General features: G+C 68.4%; 20 protein-coding genes. 9 read left to right on the top strand and 11 right to left on the bottom strand.

Annotated features, from left to right (window positions below):
• Positions 1-33 precede the first annotated feature (33 nt).
• Complete coding sequence (locus PGN12_04135) at positions 34-1,185, bottom strand: phosphoserine transaminase (GenBank protein MEH3103075.1); 1,152 nt, start codon at positions 1,183-1,185, stop codon at positions 34-36.
• A gap of 213 nt (positions 1,186-1,398) precedes the next feature.
• On the opposite strand from PGN12_04135, the gene PGN12_04130 reads away from it, so the two are divergent.
• Entirely contained in the window at positions 1,399-2,031 is a 633-nt protein-coding gene (locus PGN12_04130) for an extensin family protein (protein MEH3103074.1), read from the top strand.
• Between the two features lie 38 nt (positions 2,032-2,069).
• A complete protein-coding gene (locus PGN12_04125; GenBank protein ID MEH3103073.1) occupies positions 2,070-2,957 on the top strand; it encodes an LOG family protein in 888 nt (295 codons plus the stop codon).
• A gap of 167 nt (positions 2,958-3,124) precedes the next feature.
• Here the strand turns inward: PGN12_04125 and PGN12_04120 are convergent, their stop codons facing one another.
• Genes PGN12_04120 through recQ form a run of 3 tightly spaced genes read right to left on the bottom strand, consistent with a single transcriptional unit; the run spans position 3,125 to position 5,759 of the window.
• The gene (locus tag PGN12_04120; protein MEH3103072.1) at positions 3,125-3,511 is read right to left on the bottom strand and encodes a hypothetical protein; all 387 of its coding nucleotides are present in this window, start codon (positions 3,509-3,511) and stop codon (positions 3,125-3,127) included.
• A 5-nt stretch (positions 3,512-3,516) separates the two neighbouring features.
• On the bottom strand, positions 3,517-3,945 hold the full coding sequence (locus tag PGN12_04115; protein MEH3103071.1) for a TIGR01244 family sulfur transferase: 429 nt from the start codon (positions 3,943-3,945) through the stop codon (positions 3,517-3,519).
• A gap of 44 nt (positions 3,946-3,989) precedes the next feature.
• Positions 3,990-5,759 carry a DNA helicase RecQ gene (gene recQ / locus PGN12_04110; protein ID MEH3103070.1) on the bottom strand — a complete coding sequence of 590 codons (1,770 nt, stop codon included), beginning with the start codon at positions 5,757-5,759 and terminating at the stop codon, positions 3,990-3,992.
• Between the two features lie 106 nt (positions 5,760-5,865).
• Between recQ and PGN12_04105 the strand changes: the two genes are divergently transcribed.
• Together PGN12_04105 and PGN12_04100 are read left to right on the top strand one after the other, a co-directional pair.
• A complete protein-coding gene (locus PGN12_04105; protein ID MEH3103069.1) occupies positions 5,866-6,036 on the top strand; it encodes a hypothetical protein in 171 nt (56 codons plus the stop codon).
• A complete protein-coding gene (locus tag PGN12_04100) occupies positions 6,033-6,311 on the top strand; it encodes a GNAT family N-acetyltransferase (protein MEH3103068.1) in 279 nt (92 codons plus the stop codon). Before PGN12_04105 ends, PGN12_04100 begins: the two co-directional genes overlap by 4 nt.
• Positions 6,312-6,434: 123 nt before the next feature.
• Here the strand turns inward: PGN12_04100 and PGN12_04095 are convergent, their stop codons facing one another.
• From PGN12_04095 to PGN12_04080, 4 genes are all read right to left on the bottom strand, one after another.
• Entirely contained in the window at positions 6,435-8,588 is a 2,154-nt protein-coding gene (locus tag PGN12_04095; GenBank protein MEH3103067.1) for a M3 family metallopeptidase, read from the bottom strand.
• 85 nt (positions 8,589-8,673) lie between these two features.
• Positions 8,674-8,856, bottom strand: a complete 183-nt coding sequence (locus tag PGN12_04090) for a DUF1328 domain-containing protein (protein MEH3103066.1) — start codon at positions 8,854-8,856, stop codon at positions 8,674-8,676.
• Between the two features lie 31 nt (positions 8,857-8,887).
• Entirely contained in the window at positions 8,888-9,385 is a 498-nt protein-coding gene (locus PGN12_04085; protein ID MEH3103065.1) for a DNA starvation/stationary phase protection protein, read from the bottom strand.
• A 76-nt stretch (positions 9,386-9,461) separates the two neighbouring features.
• Positions 9,462-9,737, bottom strand: coding sequence for a hypothetical protein (locus tag PGN12_04080; protein ID MEH3103064.1), 276 nt, complete (start codon positions 9,735-9,737; stop codon positions 9,462-9,464).
• A gap of 162 nt (positions 9,738-9,899) precedes the next feature.
• Here PGN12_04080 and rpmG point away from each other — a divergent pair, with 162 nt between their 5' ends.
• Positions 9,900-10,067, top strand: coding sequence for a 50S ribosomal protein L33 (gene rpmG / locus PGN12_04075; protein ID MEH3103063.1), 168 nt, complete (start codon positions 9,900-9,902; stop codon positions 10,065-10,067).
• Between the two features lie 134 nt (positions 10,068-10,201).
• Here rpmG and PGN12_04070 read toward each other — a convergent pair whose 3' ends face one another.
• On the bottom strand, positions 10,202-10,564 hold the full coding sequence (locus PGN12_04070; GenBank protein MEH3103062.1) for a response regulator: 363 nt from the start codon (positions 10,562-10,564) through the stop codon (positions 10,202-10,204).
• 37 nt (positions 10,565-10,601) lie between these two features.
• Here PGN12_04070 and PGN12_04065 point away from each other — a divergent pair, with 37 nt between their 5' ends.
• Genes PGN12_04065 through PGN12_04050 form a run of 4 tightly spaced genes read left to right on the top strand, consistent with a single transcriptional unit; the run spans position 10,602 to position 13,169 of the window.
• A complete protein-coding gene (locus tag PGN12_04065) occupies positions 10,602-10,877 on the top strand; it encodes a DUF3572 domain-containing protein (GenBank protein MEH3103061.1) in 276 nt (91 codons plus the stop codon).
• Entirely contained in the window at positions 10,874-11,503 is a 630-nt protein-coding gene (locus tag PGN12_04060; GenBank protein MEH3103060.1) for an HAD family hydrolase, read from the top strand. The genes PGN12_04065 and PGN12_04060 overlap by 4 nt, the downstream gene beginning before the upstream one ends.
• A gap of 33 nt (positions 11,504-11,536) precedes the next feature.
• On the top strand, positions 11,537-12,007 hold the full coding sequence (locus PGN12_04055) for a RidA family protein (GenBank protein MEH3103059.1): 471 nt from the start codon (positions 11,537-11,539) through the stop codon (positions 12,005-12,007).
• Between the two features lie 31 nt (positions 12,008-12,038).
• On the top strand, positions 12,039-13,169 hold the full coding sequence (locus PGN12_04050) for a GNAT family N-acetyltransferase (GenBank protein MEH3103058.1): 1,131 nt from the start codon (positions 12,039-12,041) through the stop codon (positions 13,167-13,169).
• Positions 13,170-13,283: 114 nt separating this feature from the next.
• Here PGN12_04050 and PGN12_04045 read toward each other — a convergent pair whose 3' ends face one another.
• Positions 13,284-14,987, bottom strand: a complete 1,704-nt coding sequence (locus tag PGN12_04045; protein ID MEH3103057.1) for a hypothetical protein — start codon at positions 14,985-14,987, stop codon at positions 13,284-13,286.
• A 9-nt stretch (positions 14,988-14,996) separates the two neighbouring features.
• Complete coding sequence (locus PGN12_04040; GenBank protein MEH3103056.1) at positions 14,997-16,733, bottom strand: hypothetical protein; 1,737 nt, start codon at positions 16,731-16,733, stop codon at positions 14,997-14,999.
• Positions 16,734-16,754 lie beyond the last annotated feature (21 nt).

Raw genomic sequence — 16,754 nt, 5'->3', positions numbered from 1 at the left:
AACCCTCTCCCCGCAGGGGAGAGGGCTAGATTGTCATGCCTTCGCGGTGGCGTAGGCCCAGTCGAGCCACGGGCCGAGCGCCTCGATATCGGCAGTATCCACCGTCGCGCCGCACCAGATGCGCAGCCCGGCCGGCGCGTCGCGATAGCCCGCGACGTCATAGGCGGCGTCTTCCTTTTCGAGCAGCGCGGCGAACTTCTTGATGAAGTCGGCGTCGGCGCCCTCGACGGTCAGGCACACGCTGGTCTTCGACCGCGACGCCTCGTCCTCGGCGAGATGCCCCAGCCAGTCGCGCTCGGCGACGATCCGGTCGAGCGCGGCGGCATTGGCGTCGGAGCGCGCGATCAGTCCGCCCTTCCCCAGCGACTTGGCCCATTCGAGCGCCCAGATCGCATCCTCGACCGCCAGCATCGACGGAGTGTTAATCGTCTCGCCCTTGAACACGCCCTCGGCGAGCTTGTCCTTGGAAACGAGGCGGAACACCTTGGGCAGCGGCCATGCCGGGGTGTACGTCTCCAGCCGCTCGACCGCGCGCGGCCCGAGGATCAGCACGCCATGCGCGCCCTCACCGCCCAGCACCTTCTGCCAGCTGAACGTCGCGACGTCGATCTTGTCCCACGGCAGGTCGTAGGCGAACACACCGCTGGTCGCGTCGGCGAAGCTCAGCCCGGCGCGATCGTCGGGAATCCAGTCGCCGTTCGGCACGCGCACGCCGCTGGTGGTGCCGTTCCAGGTGAACAGCACGTCGTTCGACCAGTCGATCTGCTGCAAATCGGGGAGCTGCCCGTAATCGGCGCGGATCACGGTCGGGTCGATCTTCAGCTGCTTGACCGCATCGGTCACCCAGCCCTCGCCGAAGCTTTCCCACGCGAGCGCGGTGACCGGACGCGCGCCGAGCATCGTCCACATCGCCATCTCATACGCGCCAGTGTCGGAACCGGGGACGATGCCGATGCGGTGCGTGTCGGGCAGGTTCAGAAGCTCGCGCATCAGATCGATGCAATATTGCAGCCGCTGCTTGCCGAGCTTCGAGCGGTGCGAACGTCCGAGGACGTCGGTCGCGAGCTTGGCGGGATCATAGCCGGGCGGCTTGGCACACGGGCCGGACGAGAAATGCGGACGCGCCGGCCTGGTGGCGGGCTTCGTCGGCGCAAGAATGGCGTCGGCGGCAGTCGAATCAGTCATGTCTGTCTCTCCTTACAGAGAGCGCGCGCGGCGTTGGGACCGCGTGGCCCGTCGACGGCCCTAGCGGCGGTCGGGCGCATTGGCAACATGGATCGCTCGGGTCGTCGCGCCGCCGACTCCCTTCGTCACCCCGGACTTGTTCCGGGGTTCACCGTGCCGCAAGCCAGCGTGATGCGGGGCGAGCGGATGGGTGGATGCCGGATCAGGTCCGGCATGACGATCGCGGTGGCGCTGGCGCTCGCCGGCTGCGGAAGCACCGAGCGCCCGGTCGCGCCGACGCAGCGCGCGCGGGTCGAGTTGCCCTCCGCGCGCGAGACCCGGCAATGCTTCGCCGACCTGCGCGCGCTCGGGGTCGATTTCCAGCCGCTGCCCGACAAGGATTTCGGTGGCGGGTGCGGGCTGACCGGGACGGTCAAATTGCTCGACATTGGCGTGCCGACCGCCAATCTCGGCGCGGTGCGCTGCGGCGCGGCGCGCGCTTATGCCGGCTGGGCGCGCAACGGCGTCGCGCCCGCCGCCTATCAGATTCTCGGGTCGGAACTGTCGCGCGTCGTCAGCATGGGCAGCTATGCCTGCCGCAACACCGTCGGCACCAGCGGGCCGGCGCGGCGTTCCGGTCATGCGATCGCCAATGCGATCGATATCGGCGCGTTCGAGCTGAAGGACGGCCGGCGCATCTCGATCCTGCGCGACTGGAACTCCCCCGACCCGGCGGTGCGCGAGTTCCTGAAAGTCGTCCACACCTCGGCGTGCCGACGGTTCGGGACGGTGCTGTCGCCCGATTACAATGCCGTGCACCGCGATCACCTGCATCTGGAAGACGACGGCGCGCGCTTCTGCAGGTGAGCTTGCAGGCGTAACATTGCCGTCCTATCCCACGGTAAATGAGTGATACCCGAGTACCGAGCCGCGTCTTCCCGCGTGCCAAGCAGGATGCCGAGGTCGCCAAGACCAACGTCTCCACCCCGCAGACCGAGAGCCCGGCCTATCGCCTCGCCTTTCAGGACATGGACTTCCTGCTCCGCGAGGACCTCCGTCCCGTCCGCTTCCAGCTCGAGCTGCTCAAGACGCAGCTGATCCTCGAGGAAGCGCATATCGGCTCGACGTTCGTCTTCTACGGCTCGGCGCGCATCCCCGAGCCGGCCAAGGCACAGGCGCTGCTCGACCTCGCCACCGACGAGAAGAGCCGGAAGATCGCGCAACGGCTGGTCGACAAGAGCAAATATTACGACATGGCGCGCGAGCTGGCGCAGCTGTGCTCGAACTTCCCGCGCGACGAGGCGGGCAAGCGGCACTTCGTGGTCTGTTCGGGCGGTGGTCCGTCGATCATGGAGGCGGCCAATCGCGGCGCGGCGGACGTTCACGCCGAATCGATCGGGCTCAACATCGTCCTGCCGCACGAACAGGCGCCCAATCCGTACGTCACCCCGGCGCTGTCGACGCAGTTCCACTATTTCGCGCTGCGCAAGATGCACTTCCTGCTCCACGCGCGCGCGCTGGCGGCGTTCCCGGGCGGGTTCGGGACGTTCGACGAGTTGTTCGAGCTGCTGACGCTGATCCAGACCGGCAAGGTCGAGCCGATTCCGGTGCTGCTGTTCGGGCGCGAATTCTGGCAGCGCGTCATCAACTTCGACGCGCTGGTCGAGGAAGGGGTGGTGTCGGAGCGTGACCTCGGCATCTTCCGCTATGTCGAGAGCGCCGCGGAAGGCTGGGCGGTGGTCCAGCAATTCTATCGCGACCGACAGGCCGCGCGCGAGGCGGCGGGGAAGTAGGGCTTCCCGTCACCCCGGACTTGATCCGGGACGATGCTTTCACCCGGCCGTCATCCCCGCGGAGGCGGGGATCCAGAATCTCTGACGCCTGCGCCTCAATCGACAAACCTGCGCGTCTGGATCCCCGCCTGCGCGGGGATGACGGTGACGCGCACGCAACCGCCCTCCTACGCCGCCGCCGGCTCGTGCACGATCTCGGCGGCTTCGCGCTGGGGCAATGGCGGCATCCCGAGCCGACGGATGTCGATCGCGGTCAGGCGGTTGAGCACCACCGTGCCTAGGCGACGGTCGCGGGTTTCGATCAGCACGCCGCCGTCGATCAGCCGCAGCATCGGCCAGTCCACCACACGCGCCCGCGCCCGCGCGCCCCGGACGACCACCAGCGCGAGGCGACCGGTGCCGTCGATCGCCAGCGCGGCGCGGCCATCGTCCCCGACGACGGCATCATAGGCCGCGAAGGCGGGCAACGCCTCCGCCACCGCGGCGAGCGCATCCTCGACCGTGTGCATCGATCGCGCCACACGCCCGAAGCCGAACAGCCCCCCCAGCCGCATCTGTGTCAGCCTGCGTGCGCCACCGCGTCGAGCGCCGGGCGCAGTCCGCGCAGATCGTAGCCGGCCTGCGCCGCCTTGGCGGTCACCGCATCGGCATCGTCGCCCTGCGCGGCGCGTGCCAGCGCCCACAGATTGCACGAGCGCGTGCCCGAGCGGCAATAGGCGAGCACCGGGCCGTTCGCCGCCGCCAGCGCGTCGCGCATCGCATCGACCTGCGGGCGCGAGAAGCCGGCGTGGGTGATCGGGATCGCGGTATAAGCGAGCCCCGCCGCCTCGGCCGCGACGCGGATCGCATTGCCGTCGGGCTGGCCGGGCTCCTCGCCGTCGGGGCGGTTGTTGACGATCGCGACATAGCCGGCGGCGGCGATCGCGGGGACATCGTCGGGGGTGATCTGCGGGGCGACCGCGATCGTCGGATCGAGAGGACGAAGCATCACGCTTCCGTAGCGAAACGCGCGGCGGGCGTCAGCCGGAAACGTCAGCCGTGCGCGCGGACCGTATCGAGAAACGCCTGCCCATAAGCGTCGAGCTTGCGCTGTCCGACGCCGGCGATCCGGCCGAGCGCGGCAAGCGAGGCCGGGCGCAACGCCGCCATCTCGCGCAACGCCGAATCGTGGAAGATCACGTACGGCGGCACCCCCGCCTCCTTCGCCAGTTCACGGCGCGTAACCCGCAATGCCTCGAACAGCGGATCGTCGACCGGATTGTCCGCCGCCCCTGCCCCGCGCCGCCGCCGCTCGCGTTTGGGCGGCTCGACCAGCGCCAGCGTCGCCTCGCCCTTCAGCAGCGCACGCGCCGCGGGCCCGAACTCGAGCCCGCCGTGCGCATTGGTGCGCAGCGCGTCCTTGAGCAGCAAGGCTCGCCCGACCGGCTTGAGCATCGCCGTCTCGGTGCCATCGACGATGTTCCACACCGACAGCGCCTCATGCCCGTTCATCAGGCTGCGTTCGCTCGACTTCCCGGTCAGCACTTCCTCGATATAGGTCGCGCCGAACATCTGCCCGGTGCGGAACACCGCCGACAGATATTTGCGCGCCGTCTCGGTCGCGTCGATCGCAGCGGGGGGCGACAGGCAATTGTCGCAATTGCCGCACGTCTCGGGCGGGTGCTCGCCGAAATGGCGCAGCAGGATCGCGCGGCGACAGCCGGCGGTTTCGACCAACGCGCCGAGCGCCGCGAGCCGCTGCCGCTCGCCGGGCTGACGCTGCGGCTCGACCTCGCCGATCCGCTGCCGCGCGCGCGCGAAATCCTCGGCGCCCCAGAACAGATGCGCGACCGCCGGATCGCCGTCGCGCCCGGCGCGGCCGGTTTCCTGATAATAGGCCTCGATCGACTTCGGCAGCCCGGCGTGCGCGACGAAGCGGACGTCGGGCTTGTCGATCCCCATCCCGAACGCGACCGTCGCGCACATCACCATGTCCTCGGAGGCGACGAAATCGGCCTGGTTGCGCGCGCGCACCGCCGGATCGAGCCCGGCATGATAGGCGCGCACCGGGCGGCCGGTGATCTGCGCCAATTGCGCCGCCATCTTCTCGGTCGCGGCGCGAGTCTGGACATAGACGATCCCAGGGCCGGGCGTGTCGCGCACCACGTCGGCGATCTGGCGCGTGCTGTTGTCCTTCGGGCGGATCGCATAGCGGATGTTCGGCCGGTCGAACCCGGCGACGATCATCCCCTCGTGCGGGATGCCGAGCTGTTCGAGGATGTCGGCACGGGTATGCGCGTCGGCGGTGGCGGTCAGCGCGAGCCGCGGCACGTCCGCGAAGGTATCGAGCAACGGGCGCAGCAGCCGGTAATCGGGGCGGAAGTCATGCCCCCATTCGCTGACGCAATGCGCCTCGTCGATCGCGAACAGCGCCGGGCGGCCACGCGTCAGCAGGTCGCGGAAGTCGGCAGTCGAGGCGCGCTCGGGCGCGACGTACAGCAGGTCCAGCTCGCCATCGAGATAGCGCCCGCGCGTCTCGGCCTTGTTCTCGTCGACACTGGTCAGCGTCGCGGCGCGCAGGCCCACCGCGGTCGCCGCGCGCAACTGGTCGTGCATCAGCGCGATCAGCGGGCTGACGACCACGCACGTCCCCTCCAGCATCGCCGAGGGCAGTTGGTAGCAGAGCGACTTGCCCGCGCCGGTCGGCATCACCGCCAATGTCCGCTCGCCCGCGAGCACGCGCGTCACCACCTGCTCCTGCACGCCGCGGAACGCAGGGAAGCCGAAGATGCGGTGAAGGTCGGGAAGCGGATCGCGCGCCATGTGCACCGGCGCACTAGGCGCGCGGGGCCGCTTCCGCAACTGCGCCGGGAACGGCCGGCGGCGCTGACGCGTAATGCGCGGGTCACCGACCTGCCGAAAGACCGCGATGCGCGTACGCCCCAATCTTGCCCTGTTCACCTTTGCGGCGGCCACCGCGCTGTCGGCGTGCGAGCGGCGGACGCCGGAAACGGAGAATCAGGCCGACAAGCCGCGCCCGATCGCGCCCGCCGCCAAGGGCATCGACGCCCCGCCCGAATTGCCGGCGGCAGCGCGATGAGCGTCGAGCGGGTCACGGACCAGCGCTCCGAACAGGAGTTCGCGCTGGAGGTGGACGGCCATCGCGCGGTCGCCGCCTATCAGCTGGAAGGCGCGACGATCGTGTTCACGCACACCGTCGTCCCGCCCGAGATCGAGGGGCGCGGGGTCGGCACCAAGCTGATCCGCGGCGCGCTCGACATCGTCCGCGACCGCGGGCTGAAGGTGGTGCCGCAATGCCCGTTCGTGCGGGCGTATATCGAGAAACATCCCGAGACGCGGGACTTGTTGGCTTAAGCTTCCGTTCCCCGGCGGAGGCCGGGGCCCAGTTGGGAAAGCCGAGGTAACGGAGCACGCCGCGCCGTTACGATCGTTCCGTCACTGGGCCCCGGCCTTCGCCGGGGAACAGAAGATTGAAGGTTACTCCGCGACGCGGCTCCCGTCGGCGTTCAGCCCGAGGTCGTGGAGCAGCGGCCCCACCTCGGGATCCTTGCCGTTGAAGGCGCGGAACATCGGCGCGTAATCCTCGGTATGGCCCTTCGACAGGATCATGTCGCGGAAGCGCTGGCCGTTGGCGCGCGTCAGCCCGCCGTGATTCTCGAACCATGCATAGGCATTGGCGTCGAGCATCTTGGTCCATTGATAGGCATAATAGCCCGCCGAATAGCCGTTCCCCCAGATGTGAAGGAAATAGCTCGACCGGTAACGCGGCGGCACGTCGTCGGTGTCGAGCCCGGTCGCGGCGAGCGCCTTCGGCTCGAACACATTGACGTCCTGCCGTCCGGCGCTGGCGGGCAGCGAATGCCAGCTCATGTCGAGCTCCGCCGCCGCCAGCGCCTGGCCGAAGCTGTTGCCGGTGTTGAAGGTCGCGGCGCGCTTGATCTTGGCGACCAGCGCGGGCGGGATCACCTGCCCCTGACGATTGACCGCGTAATGCGGCAGCACCTTGGGATCGAGCGCCCAATGCTCGTTGAACTGCGACGGGAATTCGACGAAGTCGCGCGCGGTGTTGGTGCCCGACACCGACGGATAGGTCTGGTTCGCGAACAGGCCGTGCAGCGCATGGCCGAACTCGTGGAACATCGTCGTCACGTCGTCAAAGGTGATGAGCGCGGGCTGTCCCGCCGCCGGCTTGGTGAAATTGCCGACGTTGTAGATCACCGGCTTGGTGCCGAGCAGCTTCGACTGGTTGACGAAGTTCGACATCCACGCGCCACCGTTCTTGTTGTCGCGCTTCCAGTAATCGAAATACATCAGCCCGATCGGCGTGCCATTCTCCTCCGACACCTCATAGACCATCACGTCGGGCTGGTAGACGGGCAGGTCGGTGCGACGCTTGAAGGTGATGCCGTACAGCTGATTGGCGGCGTAGAAGACGCCGTCGGTCAGCACCTTGTTGATCTCGAAATAGGGCTTCAGCTCGTCCTGGTTCAGGTCGTACTTGGCCTTGCGCAGCTTCTCCGAATAGAGATCCCAGTCCCATGGCTTGAGCGGGAAAGTGCCGCCCTCGGCCTTGATCTGCTGCTGCAGCTCCGCGGCCTCGCGGCGCTGTTCGGCGGCGACCGGCTTGCCGAGCTGTTGCATGAAGCCGAGCGCGGTGGTCGGGTTCTTCGCCATCTGATCCGACAGCACGTAATCGGCCCAGGTTGCGAAGCCGAGCAGCTTCGCCTTCTGCGCGCGCAATTCGGCGAGCTGGCTGATCGTCGCGCGGGTATCGTTGGCGTCGCCCTTCTCAGCGCGGGTCCAGCTGGCATTGAACAGCGCCTCGCGCGTCGACCGATCGGTCAGCGCGGCGAGCGCGGGCTGTTGCGTCGTGTTCTGAAGCGTCAGGACGTACTTGCCGGTCAGCCCGCGCTCCTTGGCGGCATCGGCGGCCGCGGCGATCTCCGCCTCCGACAGCCCGGCCAGCTTGGCGCGGTCGTCGACGACTAGTGCGCCGGCCTTGGCAGCGGCGAGCAGCTTCTGCTGGAACGCGGTCTCCAATGTCGACAGCTGCGCATTGAGCGCGCTCAGCTTCGTCTTGTCGGCGAGCGAGAGCTTCGCACCGGCGCGGACCATATTCTCATAGGTCAGCGTCAGCACCTGCAATTGCTCGGGCGTCAGCTTCAGCGTCTGGCGGGCGTCGTACAGCGTGCGGACGCGCGCGAAAAGCTGCGGATTGAGCTGGATCGCGTCCTGATGCGCCGCGAACTTCGGCGCGAGCACTTCCTGCGTCTTCTGGAGCACGTCGTTGGTGTTCGCGCCGTTGACGCCGTAGAAGGCGAGCGCCGCACGCTCCAGCAGCCGGCCCGAGCGCTCCAGCGCCGCGATCGTGTTGTCGAAGGTCGGCGCGGAGCGGACGCGGACGATGTTGTTCACCTCGGCGAGCTGCTCGGCCATGCCGGCCTCGAGCGCCGGCTGATAGTCGGCGTCCTTGATGCGGTCGAACGGCGGCGCCTCGAACGGCAGCGTGCTCGGCTGGGCGAAGGGGTTGCTGGCCGGCAACGGCGCGGCGGCTTGCGCAGCGGCGGCGAACGGCATGGCGGCAGCGGTCGTCATCGCCGTCAACAGGACGGCAGCGAAAGGCAGACGCATCGGGACTCCTCGGGAACATGACCTGCGCGCGGTGATGCACCCGCGCGCAGGTTGGGGCAAGATGGCTGCCCCGTATCCCGCGATATCAGACCGCGTCCTTCACCTTCTTGCCCGCCACAACGCCCAGCACGAGGAAGATCAGGAACAAGGCGAGCGCGATGAAGAACAGGATCTTGGCGATGCCGACGAACGCGCCGCCGATCCCGCCGAAGCCGAGGGCACCGAGCACCAGTCCGGCGATGAGGAAGATGACAGCGAGTTTCAGCATGACGAGTCTCCGTGTCGATCGTGGACGGCCATCAGCCCTTGCGGCTGGCCTCGAACAGGAACCAGGCGCGCTCCTCGGCCTGATCGGTCCATTCGTCGACGATCCCGCTGGTGGCATTGTCGCCGGCATCCTCGGACGCCTGCTTCACGTCGCGGAAGCGCTCCACCAGCGTCAGATTGTCGTCGCGCAGCTCGGCGAGCATCTCGTCGGCGGGAACGAAGTCGCGGTCGTTGTCCTTGATCGACTGGCGGCGCGAGATATCGCCGATCGAGCGCAGGGTGGTGCCGCCGGTCTTGCGGACGCGCTCGGCGATCGCGTCGGTGACGCCGAGGATCTGCGCGGCCTGATCGTCGAGCAGCAGGTGATAGTCGCGGAAATGCGGCCCGCTGACGTGCCAGTGAAAGTTCTTGGTCTTCAGATACAGCGCATAGCTGTCCGCCAGCGCGGCGTTCAGCGCGTCGGCGACGGTGCGCGTGTCGTTGCGCGCCAGATCGGTCGGCGTTTCGAGGGCAGGATTGGTGTCGGTCACGATTCGCTCCGTACGGATCAGGTGTCGGAGGCGAAACGACCGGCGGTGGGTTTGGCTCCCACCCGCGCGACCGCGCTCAGGCGGCGCGGCGCGGCGCCTCCCCGCGATCGGTGACGACCGCTTGCCCCAGCAATTGCAGCAGGCGATGCACCGGAACGCCGCGCTCCCCACGCGCCAGCGCCAGCCGAAGCTGATTCGCGGCATCCACCGCGGCAGGCAGATGATGGTGGCGTGCCAGTTCGTGGATGCGCTCGATATCGGGGGTGAGTTGCGTCGGCCCGGCGCGCCATTCGATCGCGGCGATTCGGCGGGTCAGTTCGGCCCGGGCGGTGATGACATCGTCGTTGCTCATGACGGCTATCTCCTCTGGCCCTTCTCATAACGGCCAGCGCGTTACCGAGGCGTTAACCGCACCGATGCTTGACTCCGCGCGCCACATGGGCCAAGCGCCCCAGCCTGACGCGGCGGAGGAGCCTTCGCCGCATTTTTCGTTTTCATTCGCTAGGAACTGGTCATGGCAAAGCCGACCACCGTCAAGATCAAGCTCGTCAGCTCGGCCGACACCGGCTTCTTCTACGTCACCAAGAAGAACCCGCGCACGAAGACCGAGAAGCTGAGCTTCAACAAGTACGATCCCGTCGTGCGCAAGCACGTCGAGTTCAAGGAAGCCAAGATCAAGTGATCGACCGAATCGCGTAGCGATCGTTCGATCATTCCGGCGCAGGCCGGGATCCAGAACCGCACGCGACTCGTCTTTTGCTTGCTTCCCGAAAGCCGCCTGCGCTTGACGCCGGCGGCTTTTCTGCGTGGCGCCGGTCAGGTAAGCTCGGTGACAGCGGCCATGAACCGCGCCAGCGTAATCGGCTTCGACACATAGGCGTCCGCCCCGGCGGCGCGCAGGCGTTCCTCGTCCTCGCGCCCGGCATAGGCGGTGACCGCCATCACCGGGATGTGACGCAGCGCCGCATCGGCCTTCAGCTGCAGGATCAGCTCATACCCCGTGACGTGCGGCATCTGGATGTCCATGACGACCAGATCGGGCGCGAAGGCGCGCGCGCGCTCCACCGCCTCGCGCCCGTCGCGCACCGGCTCAACGACGAAGCCGTGCGCCCGCAGCAGGTCGCTGAACAGCTTCAGATTGAGTTCGTTGTCCTCGACAACGAGCACCCTTTTTGCCACGCGACGACCACTCCCAACAGGGCGACGACAGATAGTGATGCGCAATGACACGAAACCGGACGATGCCGTGGCACGCGCGCTCGATGCCTTGACCTTTGTCCTTAACGATCCGTTACGCGCCGAGCGATTTCTCGGCACGACGGGCCTTACGCCAGACAACTTGCGGGAATACCTTACAGATCCATCGACGCTCGCCGCAACGATCACTTTCCTCGAGGCGCATGAACCCGATCTGATCGCCTGTGCCGAATCGACCGGGCACAGCCCTGAATCGCTCGTCGCGGCGCGGCATCTGCTGGAGCGGCGCGTATGACCCGGCCGCTGCTGATCTCCGATTGCGACGAGGTGCTGTTGCACATGGTCCGCCACTTCGCCGACTGGCTGGGCACCGTGCACGAAGTCGATTTCACGATCGGCACCCGGGAACTGGCGAAGAGCATGAAGCGACGCGGCAGCGAAGTGCCGATGACCCGCGAAGAGATGTTCGGCTATCTCGGCGGCTTCTTTCCCGACGAGATGCACCGCCAGACGCTGGTGCCCGGCGCCGGCGAAGCGCTGGCGATGCTGGCGGAGCGCGCCGATATCGTGATCCTCACCAATCTCGAGGATCATTGCCGCACGCATCGCATCGACCAGCTCGCCGGGCACGGGATCGCGCATCGCGTCGAGTGCAACCAGGGCGGCAAGGGGGCGCCGGTCGCGCGGCTGGTCGCGGAATATGGCCACCCGGTCACGGTGTTCGTCGACGATTTGCCGCACCATCACGAATCGGTCGCGACGCATGCGCCGGGCGTGTGGCGGCTGCACATGGTGTCGGAGCCGCAGCTCGCCCCCGGCGTCCCGCCCTCCCCGCACGCCCATGCGCGGATCGACGACTGGTCGACCGCGCAGGACTGGATCGCGGCGCGCTTCGACGAAGGCAGGCCGGCGGAGGCTTGACCGCGGCGGGGCGCAGGCGGCAAGCAACGCGGCATGACCGACCGCATCGATCGCGCTCTCGAAGAGCTTGGCCTCACGCTGCCGCAGGCGGCCGCCCCCGTCGCCGCTTACGTTCCCGTCGTCGAGGCGGGCGGGCTGCTCCACATTTCGGGCCAGTTGCCGTTCAAGGACGGCGCGGTGGTGACCGGGCGGCTCGGCGACGACGTCTCGCTGGAGGACGGGCAGGACGCGGCGCAGCGCTGCGCGCTGATGCTCGTCGCACAGATCAAGGCGCATTGCGGCAACCTTCAGCGCGTGACGCGGATCGTGAAGCTGGGCGTGTTCGTCAATTCGACCGCCGACTTCACCGACCAGCCAAAGGTCGCGAACGGCGCGTCGGAACTGATGGTCAAGCTGTTCGGCGATGCCGGCAAGCATGCCCGCTCGGCAGTCGGGGTCGCGGTCCTGCCGCTCGGCGCGGCGGTCGAGATCGACGCGATCGTGGAAGTCGCCTCCGCCCTTTGATCGCGACACCTGCGATCCTATCTCGCGCGCGATGACCTCGCTTACCGCGCGCCTGGTGCCCGGCGTCTCCGCCATCCCCGCCGAACAATGGGATGCGTGCGCCGGCACCGCCAACCCGTTCGTCGGCCATGCATTTCTCAAGGCACTGGAAGAATCGGGCAGCGTCGGCGGGCGCAGCGGCTGGCAACCGGTGCCGATCGTCGTCGACGGCGCGGACGGCGCGCCGATCGCGATCGCGCCCGCTTATGCCAAGGGGCACAGCCAGGGCGAATATGTCTTCGATCACGGCTGGGCCGACGCGTGGGAGCGCGCCGGCGGCCGCTATTACCCCAAGCTGCAGGTCGCCGCGCCCTTCACCCCCGTGCCCGGCCCGCGCCTGCTGCTGCGCGATCCGGACGCCGCCGCCGCGCTGATCGGCGCGATCGAGGCGGTAGTGGCGCAGCACGAGCTGTCCTCGGCACACGCGACCTTCGTCACCGCCGAGCAGCTTCCGCTGTTCGCCGCGGCAGGCTGGCTGGTGCGCGAGGGGACGCAATTCCATTGGCAGAATGACGGCTATGCGACCTTCGACGACTTCCTCGCCGCGCTCGCCAGCCGCAAGCGCAAAGCAATCCGCAAGGAGCGCGCGGCCGCGATCGACGGGCTGACGATCCGGCACCTGACCGGCGCGGCGATCGGCGAACGCGAATGGAACGCCTTCTGGCGATTCTATCAGGACACCGGCAGCCGCAAATGGGGGCGGCCGTACCTGACGCGCACCTTCTTCCCGCTGCTGGGCGAAGCGCTCGGCGAGCGCGTGCTGCTGATCCTCGCCGAGCGCGACGGGGTGCCGATCGCGGGCGCGCTCAACCTGATCGGCGACGATGCGCTCTACGGCCGCTATTGGGGCGCGACCGAAGAGGTGCCGTTCCTCCACTTCGAGCTATGCTATTACCAGGCGATCGACGCCGCGATCGAACGCGGGCTGGCGCGGGTCGAGGCCGGCGCGCAGGGCGAGCACAAGCTGGCGCGCGGCTATGCGCCGGTATCGACGTGGTCGGCGCATTACATCCCCGACCCAAACTTCCGCCGCGCGGTCGCCGACTTTCTCGAACAGGAACGCGTCGCGGTCGAGGGCGAGCAGGCATTTCTGGGTGAGCTGACGCCGTTCAAGCGGGGGTAGCGCGTAACCGCCACAATCCTGCCATTCGTGCTGAGCTTGTCGAAGCACGTGCCCGTAACACGCCCTTCGACAAGCTCAGGGCGAACGGCGGGTAAATACGACCCAACCCACGTACTACCGCGCCTGCTCCGCCCGCAACCGCTCCAACCGCTCTTCCTCGCGCTCACGGCGCTCGCGTAGCGCCTCCAGCCGCTCGCGCCGCCGCTTGATCCGCTCGATCAGCCAGCGCGGCACGCCCAGTTCCTCGTCGCTCGCCTCGGGCACGATCGCGTCATGATCGATGCGGAACAGCACCGAGTTGCTGGTCGGCGAACGCCAGATCGGTACCAGCCCGACCGTGAACCGCGGATTATAGGCTGGCGGGCGGATCAGCCACACGTAATCGAAGGCCTCGCGCGGGAATCGAGCCAGCGCGTAATTGGCGGGCCGCCACCATTCCGCTGGGCATTTGACCGAGGTCACGATCTGCGTCGGATCATGCGCGTACGGACCGGCGGCGGTATAGCGCGACGTCAGCAGCTGCGCGCCGGCCATCGACCATTGATCGTCGGTATAGGCCAGCCGCCGCACCAGCGCGATCGCGGGCAGATGCTCCAGCCGCGACATCCGCCATGCATTGTGACAATTGTGCCCGACGAAGCTGATCAGCCGCGCACCGACCGGCACATGCGGCAGCGCCGCCAGCTCCTCGTCATAATCGCGGTCGAATTCCCAATAGCTGATCGTCGTCCCCGCCAGCCGCACGACGAAGAACGCGAGCCCCAGCGCCGCGAGCACCGCGGCATGGCGGAAGGTCGTGCCGGGCTTCGGCCGGATCGCGATCACCGCCACCGCGATCATGTACGGGGCCATCCGCATGTCGGCATAGGCCGAGCCGAACACGATCCGCGGCAGCACGATATAGACCGCCAGCATGAACAGCGCCGAAAGCCCGAGGTGCCGCGAATAGCCGATCCGCGGGTCGCGCAACGCCTTGAACAGCACGAGGTAGATCACCGCCATGCTGCCGATGTCGAACCACAGCCAGCGGTCGCGCAGCGCCATCACGATCCACGCGATCTTGGTGCGCCAGTAGAAGAAGTCGGCGGTCTGACCGGTGACGTCCGCGCCCGATCGCCACGCGATCATCAGCAGCATCGGCAGCGCGAGCGGCGCACAGCCGAGCCCGGCACGGATCAGACTTTCGAGCCAATGTCCGCTACCCGCGTCCTTACGCCGGTCATGCTGGCGGATCAGCTCGCTGGAAAAGGCCAGCACGCCCAGCACGCCCCAGCCGAAGGTATGCACCACCCACAGGATGCACGACAGCGGCACGAACAACGCGACGCGCAGCCAGATCCGCCCGCGCCGCGCCAGCCGCAGCCACAGCGCGAACAGGCACAGCGCCAGCCCCATCGACAGCGCGAAGTTCACGAACCCGAACTGCACCGGATAGCCATAAGCGAGCGGCAGCGCGAACAATGCGGTCGCGGGGATGCGCCCATGCACCTCGCGCGCGATCCACAACAGCCCGGCGACCGTCAGCACCGGGATCGCGATCACGATCAGCTTGACCGCGGCCTCCAGCCCGACCAGCGGCGCGAGCGGTTCGATCAGCAGGTCGACGCCGAGATTGCCGATCAGCGCCCATTTGAACGAATACCAATCGGCCAGCCACGGATGCGCGCCGCGGTCGAGCTGGACGCGGTAGCGCCCCATATGGCCCGGCAGATCGACGATCGGCGGGATGTCGGGCCACAATAACGGAATCGCCGCCGCCAGCACCGCCGCGATCACGAACCATCGCGTCTGCCACCAGTGAAGCCGGTCTTGCTGCATCGCCGCGCCTTACGGGGCCGACCCGCCTTCCCGCAAGGGGTGGATGATCCGCCAGACCAACGCAGGGCCGCGTACGCGCACCGGACGCAGCCATGCGAACCGCTCGCCGCGTTCGAGCCGCGCCCACATGCCCTCGGGCGCACGGTCGCGATAGGCGATCATTTCCTGCATCCCCGGACAGACCGCGAGATAATCGGCGTGGGTGGCGAGGATCGCCGCCCGTGCCCGTTCGGGCGGCGCGACGAAGCCGGTGATGACGCGCGCCATCGCCGCTGCGCCGCGATGATAGCCGCCCGCGACCGCGCGGTCCGGGGTGTCGAGCAACAGCGCCGGGGTCAGGTCGATCGGCGCGAACACGATCCCGGGCGGCAGCGTGCCGAGCACGCGCATGTCGCGGGTGCTGGCGCACGACGGTCGATGCGCGATCTGGGTCTTCGGCACCGTGCCGCGCGGCGCGGCATGGAGCGCGATGGCGATCAGCGTGCCGGGCGCAGCGAGCGCCAGCACCGCAACCGTCGCCGCGACGCGCGGCACCGGCCTTGTCAGTCCCCGCGCCCGCTCCAGCAACCGCGCCAGCCACACCGCCGCGGCGGGGGCGGCAAGCGCATTGGCGGTCGCCCCGGCGCGACTCACCGCTATCGCGATCAGCGTCGCCGCGACGAGCAACAGCGCGAGGATCGCCCAGCGCTCGCGTCGCTCCCCCGCGGCGTTTCGCCCCCCGAGGTACGCACCGACCAGCCCGGCAAGCGGCAGCGCCAGCGTCGCCGCCGCCCATACCGGCTCTTGCTCCCATGCCGGACGCCCCTCGAGCACCGACAGATACCAGACCTGATAGACGAGCGGCGGCAGCGTCGCGAACGGCCCGGCGAGGCAGACCGGCGCGAGCGTCAGCAACGTGGCGCCCGCCCCCGCCGCCGCGACGCCGAGCGCCATCAGCCGCGCGATCATGCCGAACCGTCCGACCGCCACCGCGGTCGTGATGCCGACCGCCGCGACACACAGCACCGCGAGCCATGCGGGCGCGAGCGCGTCACAGGCCGGCTGCCAGACCCCCGGCCCACGGGTCACCACCTGAAGAAGTATCGCCCCACCGGCCAGCGTCAGCATCAGCGTGCGCAGCATGACGCCGCGCTGCGGCTGGACGACCCAGGCCAGCGCGGCCACCCCGCAGATCGCGGCGGCAATCGGCAAACCCTCCAGCGAGATCGTCAGCAAGATCGCCAGCGCGGCGCCGGCCAGCAGCCCGCTCCGCGCATCCGGCCGTGCGATCAATGCGCGCACCGCGACGAGCGCACACACGATCTGCCAGCCATGATGATCGATGCGCAGCGGTGATAGCTGGAAGGTGAGCGGGATCGTGAGCGCCGCCATCAGCATCGCCGGGATCACCAGCGCGTCACCGCCCATCCGCCGCGCGATCGACGCGACCAGCGCCAGCACCGCGAGCAACGTCAGCAGCGGCACTGCGACGACCGCGACCTGCTCGGCCAGCGCCGCTCCCAGCACCGGGCGCAGCAGCACGATCACCGCGGCGAGCGGCAGGTCGACGAGCCGCGACCAGTGCATCGGGAAATCGCCGCCGTTCAGGCGATGCTGCGCGACATCGAACCAGCCTTGCCCCGCCAGCCAGTCGCGCACTTCGAGCAAGCGCATCGAATCGTCGGCATCGGGCAGCGCGCGCGCCATGATCGCGCTCCACCCGGCGATCAGCAGCACCAGCGATGCCAGCGCCCAGCCGCCGAGCACGACGGCGGCATGGCGGCGATC

Origin of the sequence: Sphingomonas phyllosphaerae, from assembly GCA_036946405.1 — a bacterium.
Classification (GTDB): Bacteria; Pseudomonadota; Alphaproteobacteria; order Sphingomonadales; family Sphingomonadaceae; genus Sphingomonas; species Sphingomonas phyllosphaerae_D.
The sequence above is the reverse complement of the archived record's forward strand: the minus strand, read 5'-3'. Positions and strand labels throughout refer to the sequence as shown.

Excerpts from the sequence above, each read along its gene's own strand:
- PGN12_04135 (MEH3103075.1), bottom strand. The coding sequence starts at position 1,185 with ATGACTGATTCGACTGCCGCCGACGCCATTCTTGCGCCGACGAAGCCC.
- PGN12_04130 (MEH3103074.1), top strand. The coding sequence starts at position 1,399 with ATGACGATCGCGGTGGCGCTGGCGCTCGCCGGCTGCGGAAGCACCGAG.
- PGN12_04125 (MEH3103073.1), top strand. The coding sequence starts at position 2,070 with ATGAGTGATACCCGAGTACCGAGCCGCGTCTTCCCGCGTGCCAAGCAG.
- PGN12_04120 (MEH3103072.1), bottom strand. The coding sequence starts at position 3,511 with ATGCGGCTGGGGGGGCTGTTCGGCTTCGGGCGTGTGGCGCGATCGATG.
- PGN12_04115 (MEH3103071.1), bottom strand. The coding sequence starts at position 3,945 with ATGCTTCGTCCTCTCGATCCGACGATCGCGGTCGCCCCGCAGATCACC.
- recQ (MEH3103070.1), bottom strand. The coding sequence starts at position 5,759 with ATGGCGCGCGATCCGCTTCCCGACCTTCACCGCATCTTCGGCTTCCCT.
- PGN12_04105 (MEH3103069.1), top strand. The coding sequence starts at position 5,866 with ATGCGCGTACGCCCCAATCTTGCCCTGTTCACCTTTGCGGCGGCCACC.
- PGN12_04100 (MEH3103068.1), top strand. The coding sequence starts at position 6,033 with ATGAGCGTCGAGCGGGTCACGGACCAGCGCTCCGAACAGGAGTTCGCG.
- PGN12_04095 (MEH3103067.1), bottom strand. The coding sequence starts at position 8,588 with ATGCGTCTGCCTTTCGCTGCCGTCCTGTTGACGGCGATGACGACCGCT.
- PGN12_04090 (MEH3103066.1), bottom strand. The coding sequence starts at position 8,856 with ATGCTGAAACTCGCTGTCATCTTCCTCATCGCCGGACTGGTGCTCGGT.
- PGN12_04080 (MEH3103064.1), bottom strand. The coding sequence starts at position 9,737 with ATGAGCAACGACGATGTCATCACCGCCCGGGCCGAACTGACCCGCCGA.
- rpmG (MEH3103063.1), top strand. The coding sequence starts at position 9,900 with ATGGCAAAGCCGACCACCGTCAAGATCAAGCTCGTCAGCTCGGCCGAC.
- PGN12_04065 (MEH3103061.1), top strand. The coding sequence starts at position 10,602 with ATGCGCAATGACACGAAACCGGACGATGCCGTGGCACGCGCGCTCGAT.
- PGN12_04060 (MEH3103060.1), top strand. The coding sequence starts at position 10,874 with ATGACCCGGCCGCTGCTGATCTCCGATTGCGACGAGGTGCTGTTGCAC.
- PGN12_04055 (MEH3103059.1), top strand. The coding sequence starts at position 11,537 with ATGACCGACCGCATCGATCGCGCTCTCGAAGAGCTTGGCCTCACGCTG.
- PGN12_04050 (MEH3103058.1), top strand. The coding sequence starts at position 12,039 with ATGACCTCGCTTACCGCGCGCCTGGTGCCCGGCGTCTCCGCCATCCCC.
- PGN12_04045 (MEH3103057.1), bottom strand. The coding sequence starts at position 14,987 with ATGCAGCAAGACCGGCTTCACTGGTGGCAGACGCGATGGTTCGTGATC.